Below are 19,722 nucleotides of genomic sequence, written 5' to 3'. Positions count from 1 at the left end.
TTTCCCAAAAAAATTAGTTAACCCAGCATTATAACATATAATTAATTTGCAAGAGTTCTAATGCTTTCTGGGAAAATGTCCTGGAATTATTGATTAGTTGGCGGGTTAGTATGGAAATAAATAACATCCTAGAAACTGAAGATAGAGAGGTGTTTATGACTTTATCTCAAACCTATCAGGAATGGAGGGAAGCAACTAAACAGGAGGGACGACGGGAAGGACGACAGGAAGGACGACAGGAAGGAAAACTGGAATCTATTCCCCGTTTACTTGCTCTGGGTTTAAGTGTGGAACAAATCGCTCAAGCTTTGGATTTAGACTTAGAACAAGTCCGACAAGCTATTCAAGAAACTTCATGAAACCCCATGATCAATTTGCCAAAAATTACCTTGAACAATTACTTTCTCCCCTGGGAACCGTCGAAATCAGCAAAGAAGTCAGCGATGAAACCCGACAGATAGATGTATTTTTTTCCCCCAATCCCGAACCCAACCCCGATTATCTGGGATTATTAGGCAGAATTGTCCTTAATACTGTCTTAATTGAACCCTATCGCAATCCTCCCAATCGGAGCGAGATTCGTAATTGTTTAGCGAAACTTTTGACGATTTTAGCCGAACTGCAAAGACAAGCTAAACGGGAAAATCAGAGCTACAATGAAGAGAATGCCCCTCGTTTGTGGATTTTATCCCCTTCCGCTGGTATCACTGTTTTAGAAGGATTTGGGGCAAAATTAGATCCAGATTGGCCAGAAGGAGTCTATTTTCTTCCCTTGCTTTATCGCACGGCAATTATCGCTATTAATCAATTGCCTGTGACTGCTGAGACTCTCTGGTTAAGATTATTAGGACGGGGAAAAACGCAAAACCAAGCGGTGCGAGAATTGTTAGAATTACCTCAAGGTAATGCTTTCCGGGAAAATGTCTTGGAATTATTGATTAGTTGGCGGGTTAGTATGGAAATAAATAACATCCTAGAAACTGAGGATAGAGAGGTGTTTATGACTTTATCTCAAACCTATCAGGAATGGAAGGAAGCAACTAAACGGGAAGGACGACAGGAAGGAAAACTGGAAGGAAAACTAGAAGGAAAACTAGAAGGAAAACTGGAATCTATTCCCCGTTTGCTGGCCTTGGGTTTAAGTGTGGAACAAATCGCTCAAGCTTTGGATTTAGACTTAGAGCAGGTCCGACAAGCGGCGCGAGAGTAAAGGTGGAGAGTTAAAACGCAAAAATGCCACAATGGATAAAATAGGCATTTTCTGACTAACTGACATCTTCTATGAGTAACCACCTAAGCGGAAGCGAGATTCGCCAGCGATTTTTAGACTTTTTTGCGGCCAGAAACCATAAAATTCTCCCTAGTGCCTCTCTAGTACCAGAAGACCCCACCGTTTTGCTGACTATTGCGGGAATGCTCCCTTTTAAACCGATTTTCTTAGGGCAAAAGACCCCAGAATTTCCCCGCGCTACCACTTCTCAAAAATGTATTCGCACCAACGATATCGAAAATGTCGGCCGGACTGCTAGACATCATACTTTTTTTGAGATGTTGGGCAATTTTAGCTTTGGTGATTATTTTAAAGAACAAGCGATCGCCTGGGCCTGGGAATTGTCCACAGAAGTTTTTAACCTTCCCCCCGAAAGATTAGTCGTTAGTGTCTTTAAAGAGGATGAGGAAGCTTTCGCTATCTGGCGCGATAAAATCGGTATTCCTGCCCATCGTATCCAAAAAATGGGCGAAGCGGATAACTTTTGGGTATCGGGTCCCACGGGTCCCTGTGGTCCCTGTTCGGAAATTTACTACGATTTTCACCCGGAATTAGGGGATAAAACCATCGATTTAGAGGATGATAGCCGTTTTATCGAGTTTTATAACCTCGTCTTCATGCAGTATAACCGCGACGCGGATGGCAATCTGACACCCCTAGCGAATAAAAACATCGATACGGGGATGGGTTTGGAACGGATGGCGCAAATCCTGCAAAAAGTCGCCAATAACTACGAAACTGACCTAATTTTCCCGATTGTCGCTGAAGCGGCCCGGTTAGCAGCCATAGACTACCAGAAAGCGGACGAAAAAACGAAAGTTTCCCTAAAAGTCATCGGCGATCATGTGCGTTCAGTAGTACACATGATAGCGGATGGTATCTCAGCATCGAATACTGACAGAGGTTACGTCCTGCGTCGTCTGATTCGGAGAGTAGTACGGCACGGGCGTTTAATCGGTATTGAAGGTCAATTTATCACCAAAGTGGCGGAAGTTGCGATCGCTCTTTCCGAGTCCGTCTATGGCAATGTTCGGGAACGAGAAACGGTGATCAAGGCAGAATTAGAGCGAGAGGAAGCGAGATTTTTAGAAACCCTAGAAAGAGGCGAGAAACTGCTCGAATCGATTCTAGAAAAAGAAAAAAGCCAGATTTCGGGAGTCGATGCTTTTACCCTTTATGATACCTATGGCTTCCCCCTGGAACTGACTCAAGAAATCGCCGAGGAGCAGGGTTTAAGCGTCGATACGGCGGGTTTCGAGCAGGAAATGAAAAAACAGCAGCAAAGATCAAAAGCCGCCCACGAAACCATAGATTTGACGGTACAGGGCAGTTTAGATAAGCTGGCAGAACATATTCACCCGACGGAATTTCTCGGTTATACGGATTTGCAAGCAACCGCAACAGTAACGGCGGTTTTAGTCGCTGGTAAAACGGTGGAATCGGCCGCATCAGGCACTGAGGTGCAGATAGTTCTCGATAAAACGCCTTTTTATGCCGAATCGGGTGGACAAATCGGTGACAAGGGTTATTTAACTGGCGATAATCTGCTTATCCGCGTTGAGGATGTGCAGAAAGAATCGGGGATTTTTATCCATTTTGGTCGGATTGAGCGGGGAATTGTCACCACCGGCGATACAATTAATGCTCAGATTGATCGCTCCTGTCGTCGTCGCGCTCAAGCTAATCATACCGCCACCCATCTGCTACAATCGGCCCTGAAAAAGCTTGTCGATGGGGGGATTTCCCAAGCGGGTTCCCTCGTCAGTTTTGAGCGCCTCCGTTTTGATTTTAACTGTCCTCGTCCCCTGACTAGCTCTGAATTGCAACAGGTGGAAGAACAGATTAACACTTGGATTGCCGAAGCGCATGACACCGAGATAGCGGTGATGGGATTGGAAGAAGCGAAGCAAAAGGGAGCTATTGCCATGTTTGGCGAGAAATACGGCTCAGAAGTACGAGTTATCGATATTCCTAGCGTTTCTATGGAATTATGCGGGGGAACTCACGTTAAAAATACCGCCGAGATCGGTTTATTTAAAATCATCTCCGAGACGGGAATCGCCGCAGGAATTCGACGCATCGAAGCGGTGGCCGGCCCTGCCGTGTTAGCCTATTTGAATGAACGGGATCAGGTGGTACGGGATTTGTGCGATCGCTTTAAGGTCAAACCTCTGGAAATTCCCGATCGCATTACGGCCCTACAATCGGAGTTAAAGGGGACACAAAAGCAGTTAGAAGCGGTTAAACAGGAGTTAGCACTAAATAAATCGGATGCTTTGCTATCTCAAGCTGAATCTATCGGCGAATTTAAGCTATTAGTCGCTTCTTTGGGTGATATTGATGCTAATGCTTTGATGGCCGCAGCCGAAAGACTACAGCAAAAATTAGGGGAAGGGGCGGTAATTTTGGCCTCGACTCCCGCAGCTGATAAAGTGAGTTTAGTGGCCGCTTTTAGTCCCCGGGTGATTAAAGATAAGGGTTTACAAGCGGGTAAATTTATCGGTGCGATCGCTAAAATCTGCGCCGGTGGTGGTGGTGGTCGTCCCAATTTAGCTCAAGCTGGGGGACGGGATGCTAGTAAGTTAAGCGAAGCTTTAGCTAAGGCCAAAAGTCAGTTAACTAGCAGTTTACAATAGTTTTAAGGGTGGACAAAATGTCCACCTTTAAAAAATTAGTTATTCTCTCGGTGTGATTGGTAAAAATAATATGGAACTACTGATCAAGAATTTGGGATCAATTAGAAATAATAATCAAGCTATAGATTTAACCAAGAATTTTTATACTTTTATTGGCTACAACAATAGTGGCAAAACCCTAGTTTCTCAGCTTTTATGGACAATTTTTAATAATGACAATATTAGAAAGTTTTCCGAAAATACCCAAATTGATTCTTTATTAATTGACTCGGAAAAACCTATTAAAAAAATTAGGATCAATCAAGAATTAATCGATGAAATTCTCAATAAATTTAGCCAGTTTATTGAAAAAGAAGTTGTTAATACTTATAATCTTGATGCCAGTATTAAAGAAACGATTATTGGTTCCAATAAATTAATTTTTCAAGCAAATATCAAAGAATTTAAAGAGACGACATTTAAAACAACTTTTTTGGTTCGTGTTGCAGGAAATAATGATCTGGAGTATTTACAGATTAGCAAGGGCAAAGGTAGCCTAACAATAAATATAAAAGAGAATAATATCCCTGAGAAAGTATTTGATCAAATACCCAGAGACTTTTTTGAGAGAGCTAAACCATACAAGGAATCAGTAATTATTCCGTCAATAATAAGAGTGCTTTTGTCTCCGATACAAGATACTTTTTTTATCCCCGCTAGTCGTAGCTTTTTTCCTGTTTTCTACCAGTACATTTATGAGATAGAGAGAAATAAAAGAAGTGAGTATAATCGTCGATTGCAAGAATTAATAGAAAATATTGATGATGATGGTGACAGTAATGAAGATAAATTAAAACGTCTTCGGGAACAATTACCCAAAAGGTCTTATACAGAACCAATGAATAAAGTGATTGAGTCGCTTTATTCTCTCAATACCAAGAAAGAAATTAATTCAGTTTATAATTCTCTGATCGAAAAGATGAGCAGATTAATGGGAGGAGAAATCACCATTTCTAGTCTAGAATCGATCGCACCTATTCAATTTTCTTTTAAATTCGATGAAAGCAAAGATTTACCTATGTATCTAGCTTCATCTTCAGTCAATCAGTTGACTATCTTGTATCTTTATCTCAAATATTGGGCCAAGGAAAAAAACAATTTTTTGATGATAGATGAACCAGAGGTTAATTTGCATCCCGAAAATCAAATTCGCTTAATGGATATTTTAGTTCAATTTGTCACCGAGCATAATAATCGGGTTTTGATCACCACCCATAGCCCAATTTTAACCGATATTCTCAACAATTATGTTTATCTTCATACCTTAAAAAGTTATGGTGTTGATGTCACAAAAATTATTGAAGATAATCAATTAAAAAATTTAAATCCAGAAATTTCAATTGCTAAAGAAGACTTAGGGGTTTACTTTTTCACAGGTGATAAAATTATTGATTATGGAACCAGTCAATATGGTGTTTATTTTCGTAATTTTACAGAAGTTATCAACTCCGTGCAGAAATCTGGAGAAATTTTAACCAATCATATCTATTTAGCAGAGAATGAGTAAGTCTAACTCAAAAAAAGAAATATTTTCCCTTAGACAAGAGTTTCACCAAGCTTTAGAAAAACAGGGTTTTATTCAAGAAATATCCCTTAGTCAGGATGAGTATATTGAAATTCAAGAAACAAATAAGAGCGATTTAAAGAAAGTAGTTATTAATCACTTACAGTTATCGTCTAAAAATGACAAAAATATATCTACAGAAGTAGATAAAATCTGGGTTATCAATTTAGAAAAAGAGATACCCGGTATCTCTGCTTCCGGCAAAACCCCTGAAAAAGCTATATTAGTTTTACAGAGAAAAGTCGATGATGGGGGTAAAATTCTCAATTATCATCTGCAAATTTGTTTAATTGAACTCAAAGCATCCCTACAGGCAAAAAAAGACAAAGAAAGCACATTAAAGCAGATTGCTGGTAAATTTCAAAGCGGGATGAATAGAATCTATATGCTTCTGACTCTCAATAATCATGCTAATCCCCAGAAAAACTATCAAAATGCACAAATATTTGTGCAATTCAGAGGAATTATTCTTTATAATCGTAACGAAATTAGTGATATTGCCAAAGAAAATGAGCGAGACTATAATTCGAGCGAGAGTACCTTATATAAAATTCTCTCTCAATCTACAGAATCAAATTTATTAACCCTAGAAACCCTATTAGAAGAACGAGATAAAATCGTCGTTAGGTTTATCCAAAATCCCAATCAAACTCAAAATTATATCACCATAAAACTAGAAGATTTACTCTGAATAATGGACTGGCGATAAAGTATATCAGGATGGATATTTTTTTACCGTTGAAAAGAGTTAATTAGATTTAATTTACTGATCCAATTAAAATCATCAATATTGCGAGTTACAATTGTTAAATTATAAACGAAAGCTGTTCCTGCAATAATGGCATCTCCTAAGGACATCTTTCTGATTTGTTTTAAAGTTACTGCTTGTAAAAAATTCTTCAAAATAGACTTTATCCTGATGAGTTAACCGATAGTAACCTAAAACTTCCAGATAAGATAAAGCAGATACATAAGGAGAATTTTCTGCAATAAACTCCCTGAGAAACTCATTTTCCAATTGAGCGGCATAGATAATAATATTGCTATCTAATAACATGATTTAATCCCGATTAGGAAGAGAGAGAGCGCAACGATTTTGTTGTTGCCACTGTTGGGTATCAACAGCAGTAAAAGTATTATTGTTAGCAATTTTTTTTCAAAGCATTGGCCATTTTTTGACCGTTAGATCGATTTTCACCAATGATATTTTCTTCTAATAAGGTAATATAAACATTAACAGGATATTCTGAGTTGATTTCAGGAGTTTCATCAAGCCATTGAAGGGTATTATTTTTCAAAATTGCTTTAAAGGTTTTTAGCATAGTTTTCTCCACCCTTAAATGATACAGGATAAATGATTCAGACTAGCCCTAACCCAATTTTAACACAAGACCAACCCAACAAACTGCCTTACCTCAATCTTTTAAATTAACGTCTTTGGATCATTTCATAATCAAAAGTTCATTACCAGAGCGAAAAATTACGCAAAATGGTGATAGTCACTTTACCTGTTTTTAAGGCAGGCTAATTTATCGGCGATGACTGGGTGAAAATTAATCATTAAATCAATTTATAACAAGCAATCTAGGGTTTTACTATCGCGTTAATGTAACTTAAAAAACTAGCTTTAGCTTTATTTTAGCTCTTGGAAATAAAATTAAGATAAAGTGTACTAGAATAGATAATTTATTCTTTTGAAAAAACCCATTCAATCATCTATTTTAATAAATGTTCTATTTCTTCATCTGTAAAACCAAATTGTCTAAAAATTCGTAAAACATAAGCAGGGGACATTTCTTTTGCACCTATATCAATAGGAACGATTCGACGTTGATTATACAATACTCTACAATATAAACGATGATCACCTTTTCCTTCTCGATAAAATTGACAGCCGCCTTTTTCAAGAATTTTGATTAGTGCTTTGGGTTTAAGAGAAGGAATATTTTTAGGCATAAACTTTTCTGAGTTCGTAAGTTTCGGGAGTTTCAGAATCTCCCACAGTTAAAAATTCATGAAGTTCGTCTATAGGAATAGGACTGGTATATATATTGGCTTGATCATGATAAATCTCCCAAAAAGATTCAATCGCTTCTTTTAGTTTCTCAATAGCTTTTTCCTGAGTTTCTCCTTGTCCAACTAATCCATTTTCAAGACATAATGAAACCCAATAATTTGCACTTTTTCTCAGAATAACGGTATAAAAGTTCATGGTGATTGTTCTGTTGAAATTTTAATCGGGGATTAGAATTTACTCCAGCTTAATTTTAACACAAGACCAACCTAACAAACTCCCCTGACCTCAATCTTTTAAATTAACGTCTTTGGCTCATTTCATCAATAGACAATAAATAAGGCACATTATACTTTGTTAATGCACCCGATCAGAAAAGCGATCGCTTAGGATAATATATGATTATGTAATTACTAAAACAGACTCGGTAGAATTATCGCTAAATCTCTTAATAGCTTGTTTATGTTTTAAAATAAGACTGATTAGATGATAAGTGGTACAATTTCCAATCCTCAACCAGATGAACTTTGGAGGTTGGCCATACAACAAACTCCGTTGATAAAAATCAGAATCTTTCGAGACAATTATAAATCCATTGATACGCGCATATTCCCAAACCCTTTGATCGGGAAACCCTTTTAGGCTACAATCTCTAACATGAGCGCTATCCGGAAAATGTGATACCAGTAACAGAGGTAGTTTAGGTGATAAATTTTCGTCAAATAGCAGTTTCATAGGGAATAACCATTAAACGACGATCCCGCTCGGCGGCAAATGCAAAACAGGCTTGTATATCTTCTAAGGTAAGATCGGGGAAATCATCTAATATTTCTTCAATAGTCATCCCTCCTCCTAGATAATCAAAAATATCTGCTACTGCAATACGAGTATTAACAATGCAAGGTTTGCCACTGCGAATGTCTGGGTTAATCACAATCCGATCTCGATATTTAGCTGCAAAAGACATAGTAATAATTGTTGTTGACTAATGATTATTATAGCTTAATGTTAATTGTACTTTAAGCTTGATAAATCTTAAAACCAAAGCCCTCGACTTTTAGGTTTCAAAAATTCTATTATCAATAAGCTGCATTACACTACCTTAATCCACTCTAAAAGAGCGGCGATCGCACTTTTGATGTTAAACTAAGATCAGAAAACTTTTTCTATCATTTATGAAAAAACTTAGAGTTTATCTTGATACATCAGTGATTGGATGCTGTTTAGATGATGAATTTTCCTTAGAGTCCAATCAATTGATGGAAGCCATTAAGCAAGAAAAGTTTATTTTGTTAATCAGTGATATCATTGTTAGCGAATTAATTAATGCCTCCCAATCGGTTAAAGATATTTTATTATCGATTCCGCAGAGAGTTATTGAAGTAGTTAAGATAACACCTGAAGTTTTACAGTTAAGGGATGCTTATATCAATGAATGAGTTGTTACATCAAAGTCTATTAATGATGCTACTCATGTAGCGGCTGCTACAATAGCTAGAGCGGATGCAATCATATCATGGAATTTTAAACATATTGTGCGCCTAGATAAAATGAAAGGCTATAATCAAATTAATTTACTCAATGGCTATGGGATTTTGACTATTATTTCTCCTTTAGAGGTAACAATTGATGAAGCCAACGACAATTAAAAAAAGTTTTGACTGTTTAGCTTTTAAACAAACCAGTCAAGAAAAAATGGCTGAAGACATGAAAAATCTCAGCTATTCAGATCAGATTGAATATCTTCAAAAAAAGATTAATGAAAGTGATTTAAAGTTATGGTGGGAATCCATCAATAACAAGAAATAAGGCGCATTATACTCTGTTAATGCACCCGATCAGAAAAGCGATTGCACTTCTAATATTCTGCCAAATGCCATCACAAATCTCCATTTTTACATAAAAAATGATAATATAAAACTCAAATTTGAACTATTGTTGTGGAAAGATAGTAAGATGACAAAGTTACAATTAACTCAAGCGGAAATTGAAAGCCTTACTTTTGATGACTTTTTGTATTTAAGAAATTGGATTAATAAGTTAGACGATCAACAATGGGAAAAACAAATCAAATTTTAGTAAGAAGGAATTTTGAGCTTTTAAAAAGTGACTTAAACCATCCTTCTTTGTCTTTTAAAAAAGTTGGAGAATTTTGATCGGCAGGATTTGGTATTAATTATAGAGCTTTAGCTTTTAAAGATGATGAAGATTATATTTGGGGGTGGATAGGAAGTCATGAAAAATAGGAAAGATTATTAAAATAAAAGCGTTCACCTCTTTATTGCCAAAATGTAGTTAAACAAAGTGCAACCCAACACCAACCAAATAAATTAATAATTGATCATCTTGGATCGCACTCAATCTACAGGAGATAGCCATTTTAAAACAGTCTTTTCAATAGTTCATCTTTACTTAGATTAAAATGTAGAGCGACATCGCGCAAAATATTATTTAAAGTGCCTATTTTGACAGGATTATGAGCAGGAATAGTAATCTGATGTGTACCATTTTCAGAAGTAGTTAGTCTAATATGGCTACCCGTTTGACGACTCACTTCATAACCTAACTCAGACAATTTTTTGATTAAGTCATCACTGGATAAATCTCTGGGTAGCTTCATACCGCAAATACCTCATCCCTAACAATATGTAAACGAATAATTTTAGGGCGATTTTCCCTATCATCATAATGACAATTAACGGCATCTTTTACCATTTCTCGTAAAGATTGTAAATCATCGGCTTCGGTAAAAATAGACTCGCCTAATGCCCTTGCTGTATATCCCCCTTCCGGTGCATCTTCCACTAAAAAAACTATTTCTGTCATATTTCCTTCTTTACTCTCTAAATTTTTGCAGTAATTTTAATTATAGTTTGTTTAGTTTTTTAGATAGCACTTTTTAAAGCTTACAAGATTAGCGTTCGCCGTTTATCAACCCTAATCGCCTCTTTACTGCCAAAATGTAGTTAAACAAAGTGCAACCCAACACCAACCAAATAAATTAATAGTTGATCATCTTGGGTTTCGTGCCTCAACCCAATCTACTAAATCGGCGATCGCACTATGTTACAAGTTACTCAAAAAGATATTCGCAATTGGTTTACTCACTGTTGCTACTAAAGTAATGGCATCAGATTCACCTTTCCCTAAACGTTCATTTAAACTATTTGCTAGAGAGATTAATTTAATATTTAGGATAATTAATTTCTGTTGATTGATCAGCTTATTAAGAGTCTCTGAAGATTGATCTTGTTTGGCATTAATTTCCTGTTGTACGGTTGCAGGCAAATAAAAATTATCATTAGAATCTAGGGATTTTTCTAAAAATCCTAACTGAGACAAAAAGATTAAAGGGGAAGAATTGAAAACAATTTTCATAGAGATTACCATTTTTTTTCTCTATCTATGTCTTCTGTAGTAAGATAAGAAAAATCGATTCCCATTAATTCTAAAATTTTCAAGAACATTTCTGTATCCATTTCCATGATTTCTGCGGCTTTATGAAGACTGATGATGCGAGAAACTAAAGCACCCACCACAAAAATAAATTGTTCTTTTTGTTCAATATTATCAAATAATTGTATTTCGGCGGCAATTTCTTGAAAAGTAATCGAAGTATTCATTGTCTTGCTAAGTTTCATCAATTAAGACATATCTAACTTAATTTTAACGCAAAATCAACCCAACAAACTGCCCTTATCTCAATCCCTCGAATTAATGTCTTTGGATCACTTCATCAATAGACAACAAATAAGGCGCATTATACTTTGTTAATGCACCCTAAAAAAATCAGCGTGCTGCTTTGCGAATATCTTCGAGATCGCACTGATGTTTCCTTACTGGGAAAAAATGGTATAATAACAAGGATTGATTGATCTTATTGGCAAGTAATTATGTCATCTTTAGTTATCTCACAACATATTGAAATCACTCCTGGTATCTGTGGTGGAAAACCTCGTATTGCTGGACATCGAATTAAAGTTCAAGATATTGTAATTTGGCATGAAAGAATGGGAATGTCACCAGATGAAATTATTTATCACCATCCTACTATTACCCTAGCAGATGTTTATGCGGCCTTGACCTATTACCATGACAATCGAGAAGAAATTAGACGACAAATTGAAGCAGGAGAAACTTTTGCTAAACAACTACAAGGAAACAAACCATCTTTAATTGAGAAAATATTACAGGGTGAAAATGCCAGTCAAGATTAAATTTCATCTGGATGAAAGTGTTAGTAATGCTATTGCAAACGGCTTGAGAATGCGGGGAGTTGATGTCACAACATCCCCAGAAGAGGGTCTAATTGGTGCATCTGATGGAAGACAACTAGCTTATGCTTTGTCCCAACAACGAGTCATTTTTACTTTTGATGATGATTTTCTTAGTTTGGCCTCTACAGGTATTGAACATTGTGGCATTATTTACACTCGCCAACAACGTCAGCCAATTGGAAAAATTATCAGTGATTTAGTCTTAATTTGGGAATGTTTAGAACCTCAATATATGTATAAAAAGATTGAGTTTTTGTAAAGATTAGACACAATAATAAATAAGGCGCATTATACTCTGTTAATGCACCCGATCAGAAAAGCGATCACACTAAATAGATTCAGCATCGCCTATGTACTAAACCATCTCTTGACTGCAATGTTGTGGGAGAAGTTTGTATAAATACATTGTCTAATTTTACTGTTCCAGGTGCTGCATTCTCTCTAATTACTAACTGACTTGCTTGAAAATACCAGTTACCATATGACTTGGAGTTCAAGACTTCCAATCCTCCTACAGGAGGAGAAAGTAGAGTTCGTGATTCGATAGTCCATGTATTATTTGCATTAATTCTTAGTGTTTGAGTAGTAGGTCCCAACCGGTGTGTATATGAAGTAGTCCAACATCCTATAACTGAGGAGTTAGCTCTCTGAGCTATTGCTGGAGAGATTAATTGCAGAGTGAAACAGTGTATCAAGAAAGTCCCTAAAACTACACTAATAGACTTTGAATACACTCTAGTATTTTTTGGCATTAAATCTTTATTAAAGATAATAAATAGTTTCATAGTTTACCCTCAGAGGTTATATAAACAAGGTAAATTTATCAATCTATAAAATCAAGTATCATTGAGTAAGATACTGTCAAGAATGATTGTTTGAATTGATCACACTCCATCATGCCAAACCCATCCTACAAACTACAAGAGCGGCGATCATACTAGACTGCGAACCGCCATACGAAATTCTAAGACCACTGAACAGTCAAATTTACATCACCAGAACATTCAATCGTAATAGTTATAGATTCAACTTCTCCCAGAGCATAGTTGGCGATTTCTTCAGCAATCCACGATGTGGATTGTTTCGCAATTCCATACACTTGAATACCTTGTTTTGCAAGAGAATCCTCAAGCGCTAAACCTAAAACTTCTCCGACCTTCTTGGCACCTTTGATGATTGTATCTTTTTTAGTAATGATATTTATGGGGCAATTATTTTTCCACTTTTCAGATGCTGCTGCGATTGCTCTTGTTATGGCTGCTTTAAGTTGTGAATCCTTGCATACTATTACTTCGGTTCCAGTGCCGATGTATTGACTGGGGACGTATTCACACTCGACCTCTTGACTTCCAATCAAATGATCAAACAGTCCTGACAAATGATCAAACAGTCCTGTACGCTCTTCTTTCTTCAATTTAGGCTCATTATCTGACATCATAATCAAATCTCCAAATGTGAACGATGACAATAAGGTATAAGTATTACCTACCCCCCAAATACTTGATACCAACTTGACTTAAAATTCTGAACCGCATTCTAGTGCTAGTTTTTTAGCCTCTTCCTGCAAATCCCAAATGGTATCTTGTTTTTGACTAACGCTACCCATTACTCTCAGAAGTTTTCTCGAAGGTATATCATCAGAATATCCGGGAGCAAGTCCGTTTATAAATGCCTTATCTAATCCTATTGTGCGAATTAGCTTACCAGTCTCATTGAGACCCATTTTCTGGCTAATTGCCCCGCTAAAAGACCTGATATTTATTTCCTTCTCTGAAAATTGCTTCAGTGTTGACAAAAAGTTATTCCAGTCACCAAGCTGGTTAAAGCATAGTGCTAATCCAATGTAGGCAATAACCAATCTCTCACCTTCTTCCAAATGAAGTGAAGTGGTAAAAGCAACTCTTGCAGAATTCAGACAGTCATAGCGAACCTTCGGTAGATCAGAATCTCGAGCTTGTCTTAGAAAATCGAGAGCAGCATTAAGTTGTGACTCAGCTAACTGATTTACTTTCCCATCCAAAGATTTCGCAAGTTTTAAGTAATCGTTAACTGCACTCTTAAGCTTTGAGCTAACATACTCAATACTCTTTACTATGGGTAAAAACTCTAATGACATTGGATATATCTACTGAAATTGGCTGATAGGACAATGAAAAGAAAAACAACAGATGAGAAGAGTAGTTTCAGCTTTTGTTTAACCCCCCGAATACTTGATACCAACTTGACTTAAAATCTGAACCACTTTACTCGCGTCATAACTGGGGACTTCTATCTGATCCCCTGAAATTGAGGCATTTGAACCCAATGAACCGACGATTTTTGCCTTAGCTTCTGATTTTTTAGAATCGAGCGCATATTTGTCTAAAACGAACTTCGTCATAAAATACCTACGTTAAACTGAGACATAAGCAATAATACTTAGAACTAGCGTCGCTGAGTTAGATATGGTTAGTTTTAGGTCTGTTTTGCTTAACTACATTCCATCATGCCAAACGCTTCCAAAAACTGACAACCCCTAAACATCGGATTTTATCGGGAGTTTTGTCGGGTAAATTTTTATGAAAATTGGAAAAAGTGGGATTTAGTTGGGCTATAATACCCAAAAGTCTTTTGCTGTGTCGATTGTATGAATATCACAGAAGTTTTACAACTGATTGACGAACGCCTTATTGAGCGAGATAAAAAGCCGCTAAATACTATCCAGAAGGCTATTTTTGAAGGGAGTTGGCAAGGACAGAGTTATCAAGAAATAGGTAACGAATATCACCGCAGTGAGACTCATATTAGAGAGGAAGGTGCTAAATTATGGAAGCTTTTATCAGAGGTTTTAGAAAAAGATATAAAAAAATCTACTTCCCGTTCTGTCTTAGAAAGAGTGTATATTAAATCATTAAAAAATTCTAATATTTATAGTATTAATGGCAATAATAATAATCTTTGTCCTACAGAAAATACAAGATTGTCTAACGAAAATGACTTAAATAGTAATAATAACTCTCAATCTGAATCAAAATATCATGATCTAACCCTTGCTCCTCAAATTATTGATTTTTACGATCGAGAAAACGAACTGGCAACAGTCTCGAACTGGGTGTTTAAGCAAAATACTCGCTTAATTGCCGTTTTGGGATTAGGGGGAATAGGAAAAACCACCCTAGTTAAACGATTTATTGATCTCAATTTAGAACAATTTGAAGTGGTGATTTGGAAAAGTTTAAAATTTCCTAAGTCTTTAGATTTATGGCTAAATGATTTATTGAATACTTGCCAAAAAGAACCGAAAGAAAGCACCGATAATAAAATCCAGCAATTGTTAGAAGTTCTAAGCAATCATAAATGTTTAATCGTCTTAGATGATTTTCAGAATCTTTTTGCTGTTGGTCAAATGGCGGGTAATTATCAACCTGAATATAGTAGTTATCAACATTTTTTAAAACTGATTGCAGAAATCCAACACCAGAGCCATTTTATTCTCATTAGTCAAGAAAAATCGGCGGAAATGAACTATCTTAATCAAGAAAATTCTCCCATTCAATGCTTAGAATTATCAGGATTTAAAGCCATTGATTTTCTTAAGAATAAAGGTTTACAAGATGGGGAAAGATGGTTAGAATTAATTCAATTATACGAAGGTAATCCTTTTTATTTAATCGATATTGCCGTTTTGATTAAAGATGTTTTTGATGGCAAGGTTAACGATTTCTTGGCAGAAAATAGCTTAGTTATTACTAAAAAAATGCAGTCTCATTTAAAACAAATTTTTGGTCGCTGTTCTCCCCTTGCCCAACAAATCGCCTTAGAATTAAGTAAAGTTGATCAACCTTTATCTAGAGAGGAGTTAAAAAATAACCTAGATTTATCTGCTAGTGATTTAATCAATGGTTTACAATCCTTGCAACAACGTTATTTAATTCAAAGGGAGCAAAACCGATTTCAATTATCATCTATTTTTAAAGCGTATATCAAAAGCGATTGATTGTAATATTTCTTAAAGGAGATCGAGTCTAAAAAAGAACCCTTCCAACCTCTTAAACTGATTGGTAACAATTAGAGGCAATCAGCGATATTGATAGCGATGTGTGAGATTATTCTTGAGATAATAAATGGCTGGTTATAATTAAATTAAAAATGGATTTTAGGTTCGATCCCCCCTTAGTCCCTAGGGTTGATTCATTTAAATTAAGTATAGCTGATTTTGAGTCAATAAATTTGATCGAGGATTCTCAAGTTTATCTTTTTCTAATCAAAAGAGTTAGTCATAATAACTAATCTTTAATCTTCTGCCAATATTTATTATGAATAGATTGATAAAGCCTGTTCCCAAGCCACTAAAAGCCTATCTCTCTTGAAATTGTCGAGAGTACATCCTGTTAATTTAGCTAATTTTTCTGCTTCTTACGTCGATAAAACTATCAGTTTTTCCCAACGTTCAGCTAACCACCTCTGTCCCTCCGTTATTGAGAGAAAACCCAAACCTCTGAAAAGATTCAATCCTATGGTTGTGAGAATTGACCAATTGCTTGCCCCTTGAAAATCACTTATCTCGCTTTTATCTTCCTCAAAAATTACATCTTTTACCCAATGTAACTGATTTTCTATTTTCCAGTGTCCTCGAATAATTTCAGCAAATACTTGAGCGGATTCGGTTAGGCTACTGATATAGTAAGCTGTTTCTTCATAGGTTTTATCCCCGCGACTACCCTTTCTTTCTACTTTAATAACTCTTCGCAGATTTTCAAACCCTTGTCTTTCATTTTTCCTCACTTTAAAAACTTCTATTTTTCTTGATATTTTTCGTCCATGACTATTATCTTGTTTGAGAAAGCAACTTTCTGGCTTTGAGGAATTACTCAGGTCTTGTATTCGCTGATAAAGATTTTTCTGATTTCCTTTAACGATGATAACATAATCATTTTTACTCTTGGCTATTAAGCTGATTGTTTTTTTATGACAGTGTAAAGCATCGCCAGTAAAAACTTTATTTTGGAGAGAGCAATTCTCAATTATAGCTTGCCCTTCGTCGATTTCAGACCCTTTTTTGTTTTCAATTCTTTTTAAGTGTAATACTAATCCACTTTCTTGACTAAACAATGAGACAAACATAATAAAATTTTGTTGTTCATTGTTAGGATTCTTTAGGGTGTTTTTGAGACTTTTTCCATCCATCCCTAGCCAATTTATATCATCTCTTTGTCCATATTCTTCTAATGCCCATTCGTTAAACATTTTTAACAAACTCTGCCAGTCAACTCCCATCATTACCCTTCTAATTGTTGAATAGGATGGGACTCTTTCTGGAATTATGTTAAATTCTTTACTCAGCCTGTGCCGATTATTTTTAGCAAACTCTCCTAGCTCTCTATAACCTGAGTATCCTAGCATTGTTCCCAGTATTATTACTACTAATACTATCCATAAAGGGTGTCTTTTTCCTTTATCTTTCCGAAAGTCCTTGACTTGTTTTAGTTTTTCTATTAAGCTCAACATATATTTGAAAGGTTGGCGGTCACTCCTCATTTTACCTGATAGTGATCGCTTTTACTTTTGATATTCTGATGGGAGAATGAAACAGCCCTACCCCAAACCCCACTTCCCTCAATTGGCAGTTTACTGAATTGGTCCATCGATACTGCCGGTAAAAAATTGCTTGAGTACGGGGATTTCGGAGTGATAAGCCTCTTGAGTCGGTCCAACCCATTGAAATTGACCTTTATAGAGAAAAACGATGCGATCGGTGGTATTTTCGATGGTGCTGTGGACGTGGGTGACAATGAGATGGGCCCCACAGGCTTTTTTTACCTTGAGAAGTTCCATAATTACCGTCTGGATGCGGGTAGAAGCGACGGGATCGAGTCCGGCAGTGGGTTCATCGTACAGGAGAATGTTCGCTCGATCGGCGGCGATCGAGGGATCGCTGATAATTGCTCTGGCTAAACTGACGCGTTTTCGCATCCCTCCGGATATTTCAGAGGGATAGAGGTCGTAGGAACCGGACATTCCCACTAAATCCAGTTTTTCTTCCACTAAATCGCGGATTTCGGCTCGTTTTAGCTTTGAGTTGCGATAGAGAGCAAAACCGACATTTTCCCCGACGGTGAGGGAGTCAAAAAGGGCCGATTGTTGGAAAACTAGACCAACACCGAGGGGATCTTCCCCCTGTTCTACGGTTCTCTGCCGTTTTGTGCCGTAGATGTACACTTCTCCTCGATCGGGGGCCAGTAATCCGGCGACTAAGCGTAAAATCGTCGATTTTCCCGTCCCGGACGGACCGATCACGCCGATCGCTTCCCCTTCGTACACTTTCAGATCGACGTTATTTAAGATTACTTTCTTGCCGAAAGCTTTGGTTACTCCCCTTAATTCGACGATCGGTTCGCGCATCACCATCTAGAATATCTTTACAAAAATCCCCTTTTATTGTAGAGCAACGACCCGATCTTTCTTTTTTTTCTTTTCTGGTTTTATGGTTCGCGATTCTATCTGCATTTCGGGAATCTCTCGCAATTCTTCGGCATCTAAACGATATTGTTCGCAGACAAGACTCAGACGAATACCGGAACAGCTAACGGGATTAACTGAATGGGTGAGATCTCCTTGAAAGAGGATCAAGGTGTTAGTACAAGGACGAATCTGGGCCACGGAACGATTGCCTGTTGCTAGTACCAGTTCCCCCCCTTGAATATCCCTAGGAACCTGCACATAAAGGACGCTAACTAGGAGCGGAGGATCGATCGTTTTACAATAGGAGCGCAGGGAGCGATCGATATGGGGATCGACGCGTGAACCGGTTTGTAGGAGTAAGGGATTAAGATAAAAAGCGTTGCAGTCAGCTTGTAAACTGCGATCAAGATAGGGTTTAAAATAGGGAAACATTCGTTCAACTTCGCTGATTTGTGTGCGTCGAAAAGCGATAGAAAAGCCTTTGGTTTTAACGAAATCTCGATTTAAATTGTTAACTGTGAAGTGGGGACAAGCGAGAATCTGTCCTTGTAGTTCGCTCAGATAACTGGGAGTAAAAGCGTCGGGATATTGGGAATAGTAAGGCACGGATAGAATCGCAACGGTATGGCAATCTTTAGGATAGCTTGTTTTTAGGGGAGATGGGGATAATTTCGATAGCAGCTATTCAATTAGCTTTTTTTTCTCAAAGTCCAATAATTTGCTCAAGGAAATTTTTAATAAGCTTGATGCTCTCTAATTCTAGGGTTTGCTTATCTAGCCATCGATTATCTTGTAGGGAAACTTGTAGGGCTTTACCCGGTCTTAATATACTACTAATACTAGATATAATTGCTTTCTTTTTACCTGCTGGTTTTTTAAAATATTTGAGGTCTTTTTTAGTTAACTGATTCCTGTCAATACTTTCTATATAGGTTTGAGAAAGATTGAGTAAATCAGTATAATTTATCTTAGCACACTCGAGGAGAATATCTTCTAAAGTTCCTTGTTCACGATTGTTAGGAGCAATGAAAATACCACAGCGAGGATAATAATGGGTAACTTCGCCAAGTAGGGCAGGCATTCGTAAGTTTGACAAATCAAGAGATGATAAGCAAACAATTAGTTTATTGAACCTTTCTTGGGGGGTTTCATTATCATCAGCATCTAAAAAAATTCCCACACTAAAAAGCTGTGAAGGTTGAATAAAATTGAGACTTTCTTCGATGGTTTGCGCTATGCGTGTAATGCCGATAGAACTATGTAAAGCGATTGATAGTTGCTCATTTTGAACAAAAGATGGTACTGGTACTCGTTTGGTTAAATCATCGTCTAGTGGATAAGCTTTCGGGATAAGTGTTTCCCAAAATTTATCCAATGAAGATAAATGAATAACTCGCTTTAAGCCATAAAATTTAAGTAAACCAATTAAGAATTCGACATCCTGGGGACCTTCGACAACAATATAGCAGTATCTCACCATC

Annotated in this window: 26 protein-coding genes and 2 pseudogenes; 11 read left to right on the top strand and 17 right to left on the bottom strand. The window is 36.8% G+C overall.

The window, feature by feature from the left end:
* Positions 1-59 precede the first annotated feature (59 nt).
* The 5 genes and pseudogenes from ACQY1Y_RS20230 to ACQY1Y_RS20210 form a co-directional block, all read left to right on the top strand.
* Positions 60-359, top strand: a pseudogene (locus ACQY1Y_RS20230) (Rpn family recombination-promoting nuclease/putative transposase); the annotation flags it as partial.
* Positions 356-1,210: a flagellar assembly protein H gene (locus tag ACQY1Y_RS20225; protein WP_430013438.1), complete on the top strand. Its 855-nt coding sequence runs from the start codon at positions 356-358 to the stop codon at positions 1,208-1,210. The pseudogene ACQY1Y_RS20230 and the gene ACQY1Y_RS20225, both read left to right, overlap by 4 nt.
* A gap of 71 nt (positions 1,211-1,281) precedes the next feature.
* Positions 1,282-3,906: an alanine--tRNA ligase gene (gene alaS, locus ACQY1Y_RS20220; protein ID WP_430013437.1), complete on the top strand. Its 2,625-nt coding sequence runs from the start codon at positions 1,282-1,284 to the stop codon at positions 3,904-3,906.
* A 70-nt stretch (positions 3,907-3,976) separates the two neighbouring features.
* Positions 3,977-5,452, top strand: a complete 1,476-nt coding sequence (locus ACQY1Y_RS20215) for an AAA family ATPase (protein ID WP_430013436.1) — start codon at positions 3,977-3,979, stop codon at positions 5,450-5,452.
* On the top strand, positions 5,445-6,200 hold the full coding sequence (locus ACQY1Y_RS20210; protein ID WP_103112058.1) for a hypothetical protein: 756 nt from the start codon (positions 5,445-5,447) through the stop codon (positions 6,198-6,200). The genes ACQY1Y_RS20215 and ACQY1Y_RS20210 overlap by 8 nt, the downstream gene beginning before the upstream one ends.
* 120 nt (positions 6,201-6,320) lie before the next feature.
* Here the strand turns inward: ACQY1Y_RS20210 and ACQY1Y_RS20205 are convergent, their stop codons facing one another.
* The 6 genes and pseudogenes from ACQY1Y_RS20205 to ACQY1Y_RS20180 all read right to left on the bottom strand — a co-directional run bounded on the left by ACQY1Y_RS20205 (position 6,321) and on the right by ACQY1Y_RS20180 (position 8,490).
* Positions 6,321-6,566 carry a twitching motility protein PilT gene (locus tag ACQY1Y_RS20205; RefSeq protein ID WP_103112057.1) on the bottom strand — a complete coding sequence of 82 codons (246 nt, stop codon included), beginning with the start codon at positions 6,564-6,566 and terminating at the stop codon, positions 6,321-6,323.
* A 3-nt stretch (positions 6,567-6,569) separates the two neighbouring features.
* Positions 6,570-6,831, bottom strand: a pseudogene (locus ACQY1Y_RS20200) (hypothetical protein).
* Between the two features lie 394 nt (positions 6,832-7,225).
* Complete coding sequence (locus ACQY1Y_RS20195; protein WP_002798208.1) at positions 7,226-7,465, bottom strand: type II toxin-antitoxin system HicA family toxin; 240 nt, start codon at positions 7,463-7,465, stop codon at positions 7,226-7,228.
* Positions 7,458-7,721, bottom strand: coding sequence for a type II toxin-antitoxin system HicB family antitoxin (locus ACQY1Y_RS20190; RefSeq protein ID WP_002776938.1), 264 nt, complete (start codon positions 7,719-7,721; stop codon positions 7,458-7,460). Before ACQY1Y_RS20190 ends, ACQY1Y_RS20195 begins: the two co-directional genes overlap by 8 nt.
* Positions 7,722-7,925: 204 nt before the next feature.
* The gene (locus tag ACQY1Y_RS20185) at positions 7,926-8,258 is read right to left on the bottom strand and encodes a DUF5615 family PIN-like protein (protein ID WP_103112056.1); all 333 of its coding nucleotides are present in this window, start codon (positions 8,256-8,258) and stop codon (positions 7,926-7,928) included.
* Positions 8,242-8,490, bottom strand: coding sequence for a DUF433 domain-containing protein (locus ACQY1Y_RS20180; RefSeq protein ID WP_002735373.1), 249 nt, complete (start codon positions 8,488-8,490; stop codon positions 8,242-8,244). The genes ACQY1Y_RS20185 and ACQY1Y_RS20180 overlap by 17 nt, the downstream gene beginning before the upstream one ends.
* A 292-nt stretch (positions 8,491-8,782) precedes the next feature.
* Here ACQY1Y_RS20180 and ACQY1Y_RS20175 point away from each other — a divergent pair, with 292 nt between their 5' ends.
* The 3 genes from ACQY1Y_RS20175 (at position 8,783) to ACQY1Y_RS20165 (ending at position 9,602) form a co-directional block, all read left to right on the top strand.
* On the top strand, positions 8,783-8,962 hold the full coding sequence (locus tag ACQY1Y_RS20175; RefSeq protein ID WP_430013435.1) for a hypothetical protein: 180 nt from the start codon (positions 8,783-8,785) through the stop codon (positions 8,960-8,962).
* Between the two features lie 190 nt (positions 8,963-9,152).
* Positions 9,153-9,332 carry a hypothetical protein gene (locus ACQY1Y_RS20170; protein WP_002747316.1) on the top strand — a complete coding sequence of 60 codons (180 nt, stop codon included), beginning with the start codon at positions 9,153-9,155 and terminating at the stop codon, positions 9,330-9,332.
* Positions 9,333-9,479: 147 nt separating this feature from the next.
* Complete coding sequence (locus ACQY1Y_RS20165; RefSeq protein WP_272076465.1) at positions 9,480-9,602, top strand: hypothetical protein; 123 nt, start codon at positions 9,480-9,482, stop codon at positions 9,600-9,602.
* Positions 9,603-9,903: 301 nt separating this feature from the next.
* Here ACQY1Y_RS20165 and ACQY1Y_RS20160 read toward each other — a convergent pair whose 3' ends face one another.
* The 4 genes from ACQY1Y_RS20160 to ACQY1Y_RS20145 all read right to left on the bottom strand — a co-directional run bounded on the left by ACQY1Y_RS20160 (position 9,904) and on the right by ACQY1Y_RS20145 (position 11,146).
* Positions 9,904-10,143: a type II toxin-antitoxin system HicA family toxin gene (locus tag ACQY1Y_RS20160; protein WP_002747313.1), complete on the bottom strand. Its 240-nt coding sequence runs from the start codon at positions 10,141-10,143 to the stop codon at positions 9,904-9,906.
* The gene (locus tag ACQY1Y_RS20155) at positions 10,140-10,349 is read right to left on the bottom strand and encodes a hypothetical protein (RefSeq protein ID WP_002747310.1); all 210 of its coding nucleotides are present in this window, start codon (positions 10,347-10,349) and stop codon (positions 10,140-10,142) included. Before ACQY1Y_RS20155 ends, ACQY1Y_RS20160 begins: the two co-directional genes overlap by 4 nt.
* A 240-nt stretch (positions 10,350-10,589) precedes the next feature.
* The gene (locus tag ACQY1Y_RS20150) at positions 10,590-10,901 is read right to left on the bottom strand and encodes a hypothetical protein (protein ID WP_253852363.1); all 312 of its coding nucleotides are present in this window, start codon (positions 10,899-10,901) and stop codon (positions 10,590-10,592) included.
* Positions 10,902-10,906: 5 nt separating this feature from the next.
* A complete protein-coding gene (locus ACQY1Y_RS20145) occupies positions 10,907-11,146 on the bottom strand; it encodes a UPF0175 family protein (protein WP_002754053.1) in 240 nt (79 codons plus the stop codon).
* Positions 11,147-11,416: 270 nt separating this feature from the next.
* Here ACQY1Y_RS20145 and ACQY1Y_RS20140 point away from each other — a divergent pair, with 270 nt between their 5' ends.
* Together ACQY1Y_RS20140 and ACQY1Y_RS20135 are read left to right on the top strand one after the other, a co-directional pair.
* Positions 11,417-11,740, top strand: coding sequence for a DUF433 domain-containing protein (locus ACQY1Y_RS20140; protein ID WP_002802877.1), 324 nt, complete (start codon positions 11,417-11,419; stop codon positions 11,738-11,740).
* Positions 11,724-12,059 carry a DUF5615 family PIN-like protein gene (locus tag ACQY1Y_RS20135; protein ID WP_110544309.1) on the top strand — a complete coding sequence of 112 codons (336 nt, stop codon included), beginning with the start codon at positions 11,724-11,726 and terminating at the stop codon, positions 12,057-12,059. Before ACQY1Y_RS20140 ends, ACQY1Y_RS20135 begins: the two co-directional genes overlap by 17 nt.
* A gap of 705 nt (positions 12,060-12,764) precedes the next feature.
* Here the strand turns inward: ACQY1Y_RS20135 and ACQY1Y_RS20130 are convergent.
* From ACQY1Y_RS20130 to ACQY1Y_RS20120, 3 genes are all read right to left on the bottom strand, one after another.
* Positions 12,765-13,235: a hypothetical protein gene (locus ACQY1Y_RS20130; protein ID WP_430013434.1), complete on the bottom strand. Its 471-nt coding sequence runs from the start codon at positions 13,233-13,235 to the stop codon at positions 12,765-12,767.
* Between the two features lie 81 nt (positions 13,236-13,316).
* The gene (locus ACQY1Y_RS20125; protein ID WP_430013433.1) at positions 13,317-13,916 is read right to left on the bottom strand and encodes a hypothetical protein; all 600 of its coding nucleotides are present in this window, start codon (positions 13,914-13,916) and stop codon (positions 13,317-13,319) included.
* A 78-nt stretch (positions 13,917-13,994) separates the two neighbouring features.
* On the bottom strand, positions 13,995-14,180 hold the full coding sequence (locus tag ACQY1Y_RS20120) for a hypothetical protein (RefSeq protein ID WP_002754073.1): 186 nt from the start codon (positions 14,178-14,180) through the stop codon (positions 13,995-13,997).
* Positions 14,181-14,426: 246 nt separating this feature from the next.
* On the opposite strand from ACQY1Y_RS20120, the gene ACQY1Y_RS20115 reads away from it, so the two are divergent.
* Positions 14,427-15,776: an NB-ARC domain-containing protein gene (locus tag ACQY1Y_RS20115; protein WP_430013432.1), complete on the top strand. Its 1,350-nt coding sequence runs from the start codon at positions 14,427-14,429 to the stop codon at positions 15,774-15,776.
* A 419-nt stretch (positions 15,777-16,195) separates the two neighbouring features.
* On the opposite strand, the gene ACQY1Y_RS20110 is transcribed toward ACQY1Y_RS20115, so the two are convergent.
* From ACQY1Y_RS20110 to ACQY1Y_RS20095, 4 genes are all read right to left on the bottom strand, one after another.
* A complete protein-coding gene (locus ACQY1Y_RS20110) occupies positions 16,196-17,287 on the bottom strand; it encodes an ISAs1-like element ISMae8 family transposase (RefSeq protein WP_430013431.1) in 1,092 nt (363 codons plus the stop codon).
* A gap of 120 nt (positions 17,288-17,407) precedes the next feature.
* Positions 17,408-18,187 carry an ABC transporter ATP-binding protein gene (locus tag ACQY1Y_RS20105; RefSeq protein ID WP_185238015.1) on the bottom strand — a complete coding sequence of 260 codons (780 nt, stop codon included), beginning with the start codon at positions 18,185-18,187 and terminating at the stop codon, positions 17,408-17,410.
* A gap of 27 nt (positions 18,188-18,214) precedes the next feature.
* A complete protein-coding gene (locus tag ACQY1Y_RS20100) occupies positions 18,215-18,847 on the bottom strand; it encodes a 2OG-Fe(II) oxygenase (RefSeq protein WP_430013430.1) in 633 nt (210 codons plus the stop codon).
* A 97-nt stretch (positions 18,848-18,944) separates the two neighbouring features.
* Positions 18,945-19,721 carry a DUF3226 domain-containing protein gene (locus ACQY1Y_RS20095; RefSeq protein WP_288138595.1) on the bottom strand — a complete coding sequence of 259 codons (777 nt, stop codon included), beginning with the start codon at positions 19,719-19,721 and terminating at the stop codon, positions 18,945-18,947.
* Position 19,722: the final 1 nt, after the last annotated feature.

The sequence above is a fragment of the Microcystis ichthyoblabe FBCC-A1114 genome (assembly GCF_050500245.1).
GTDB lineage: Bacteria > Cyanobacteriota > Cyanobacteriia > Cyanobacteriales > Microcystaceae > Microcystis > Microcystis ichthyoblabe_A.
This window is presented reverse-complemented; position numbering and strand designations above follow the sequence as displayed.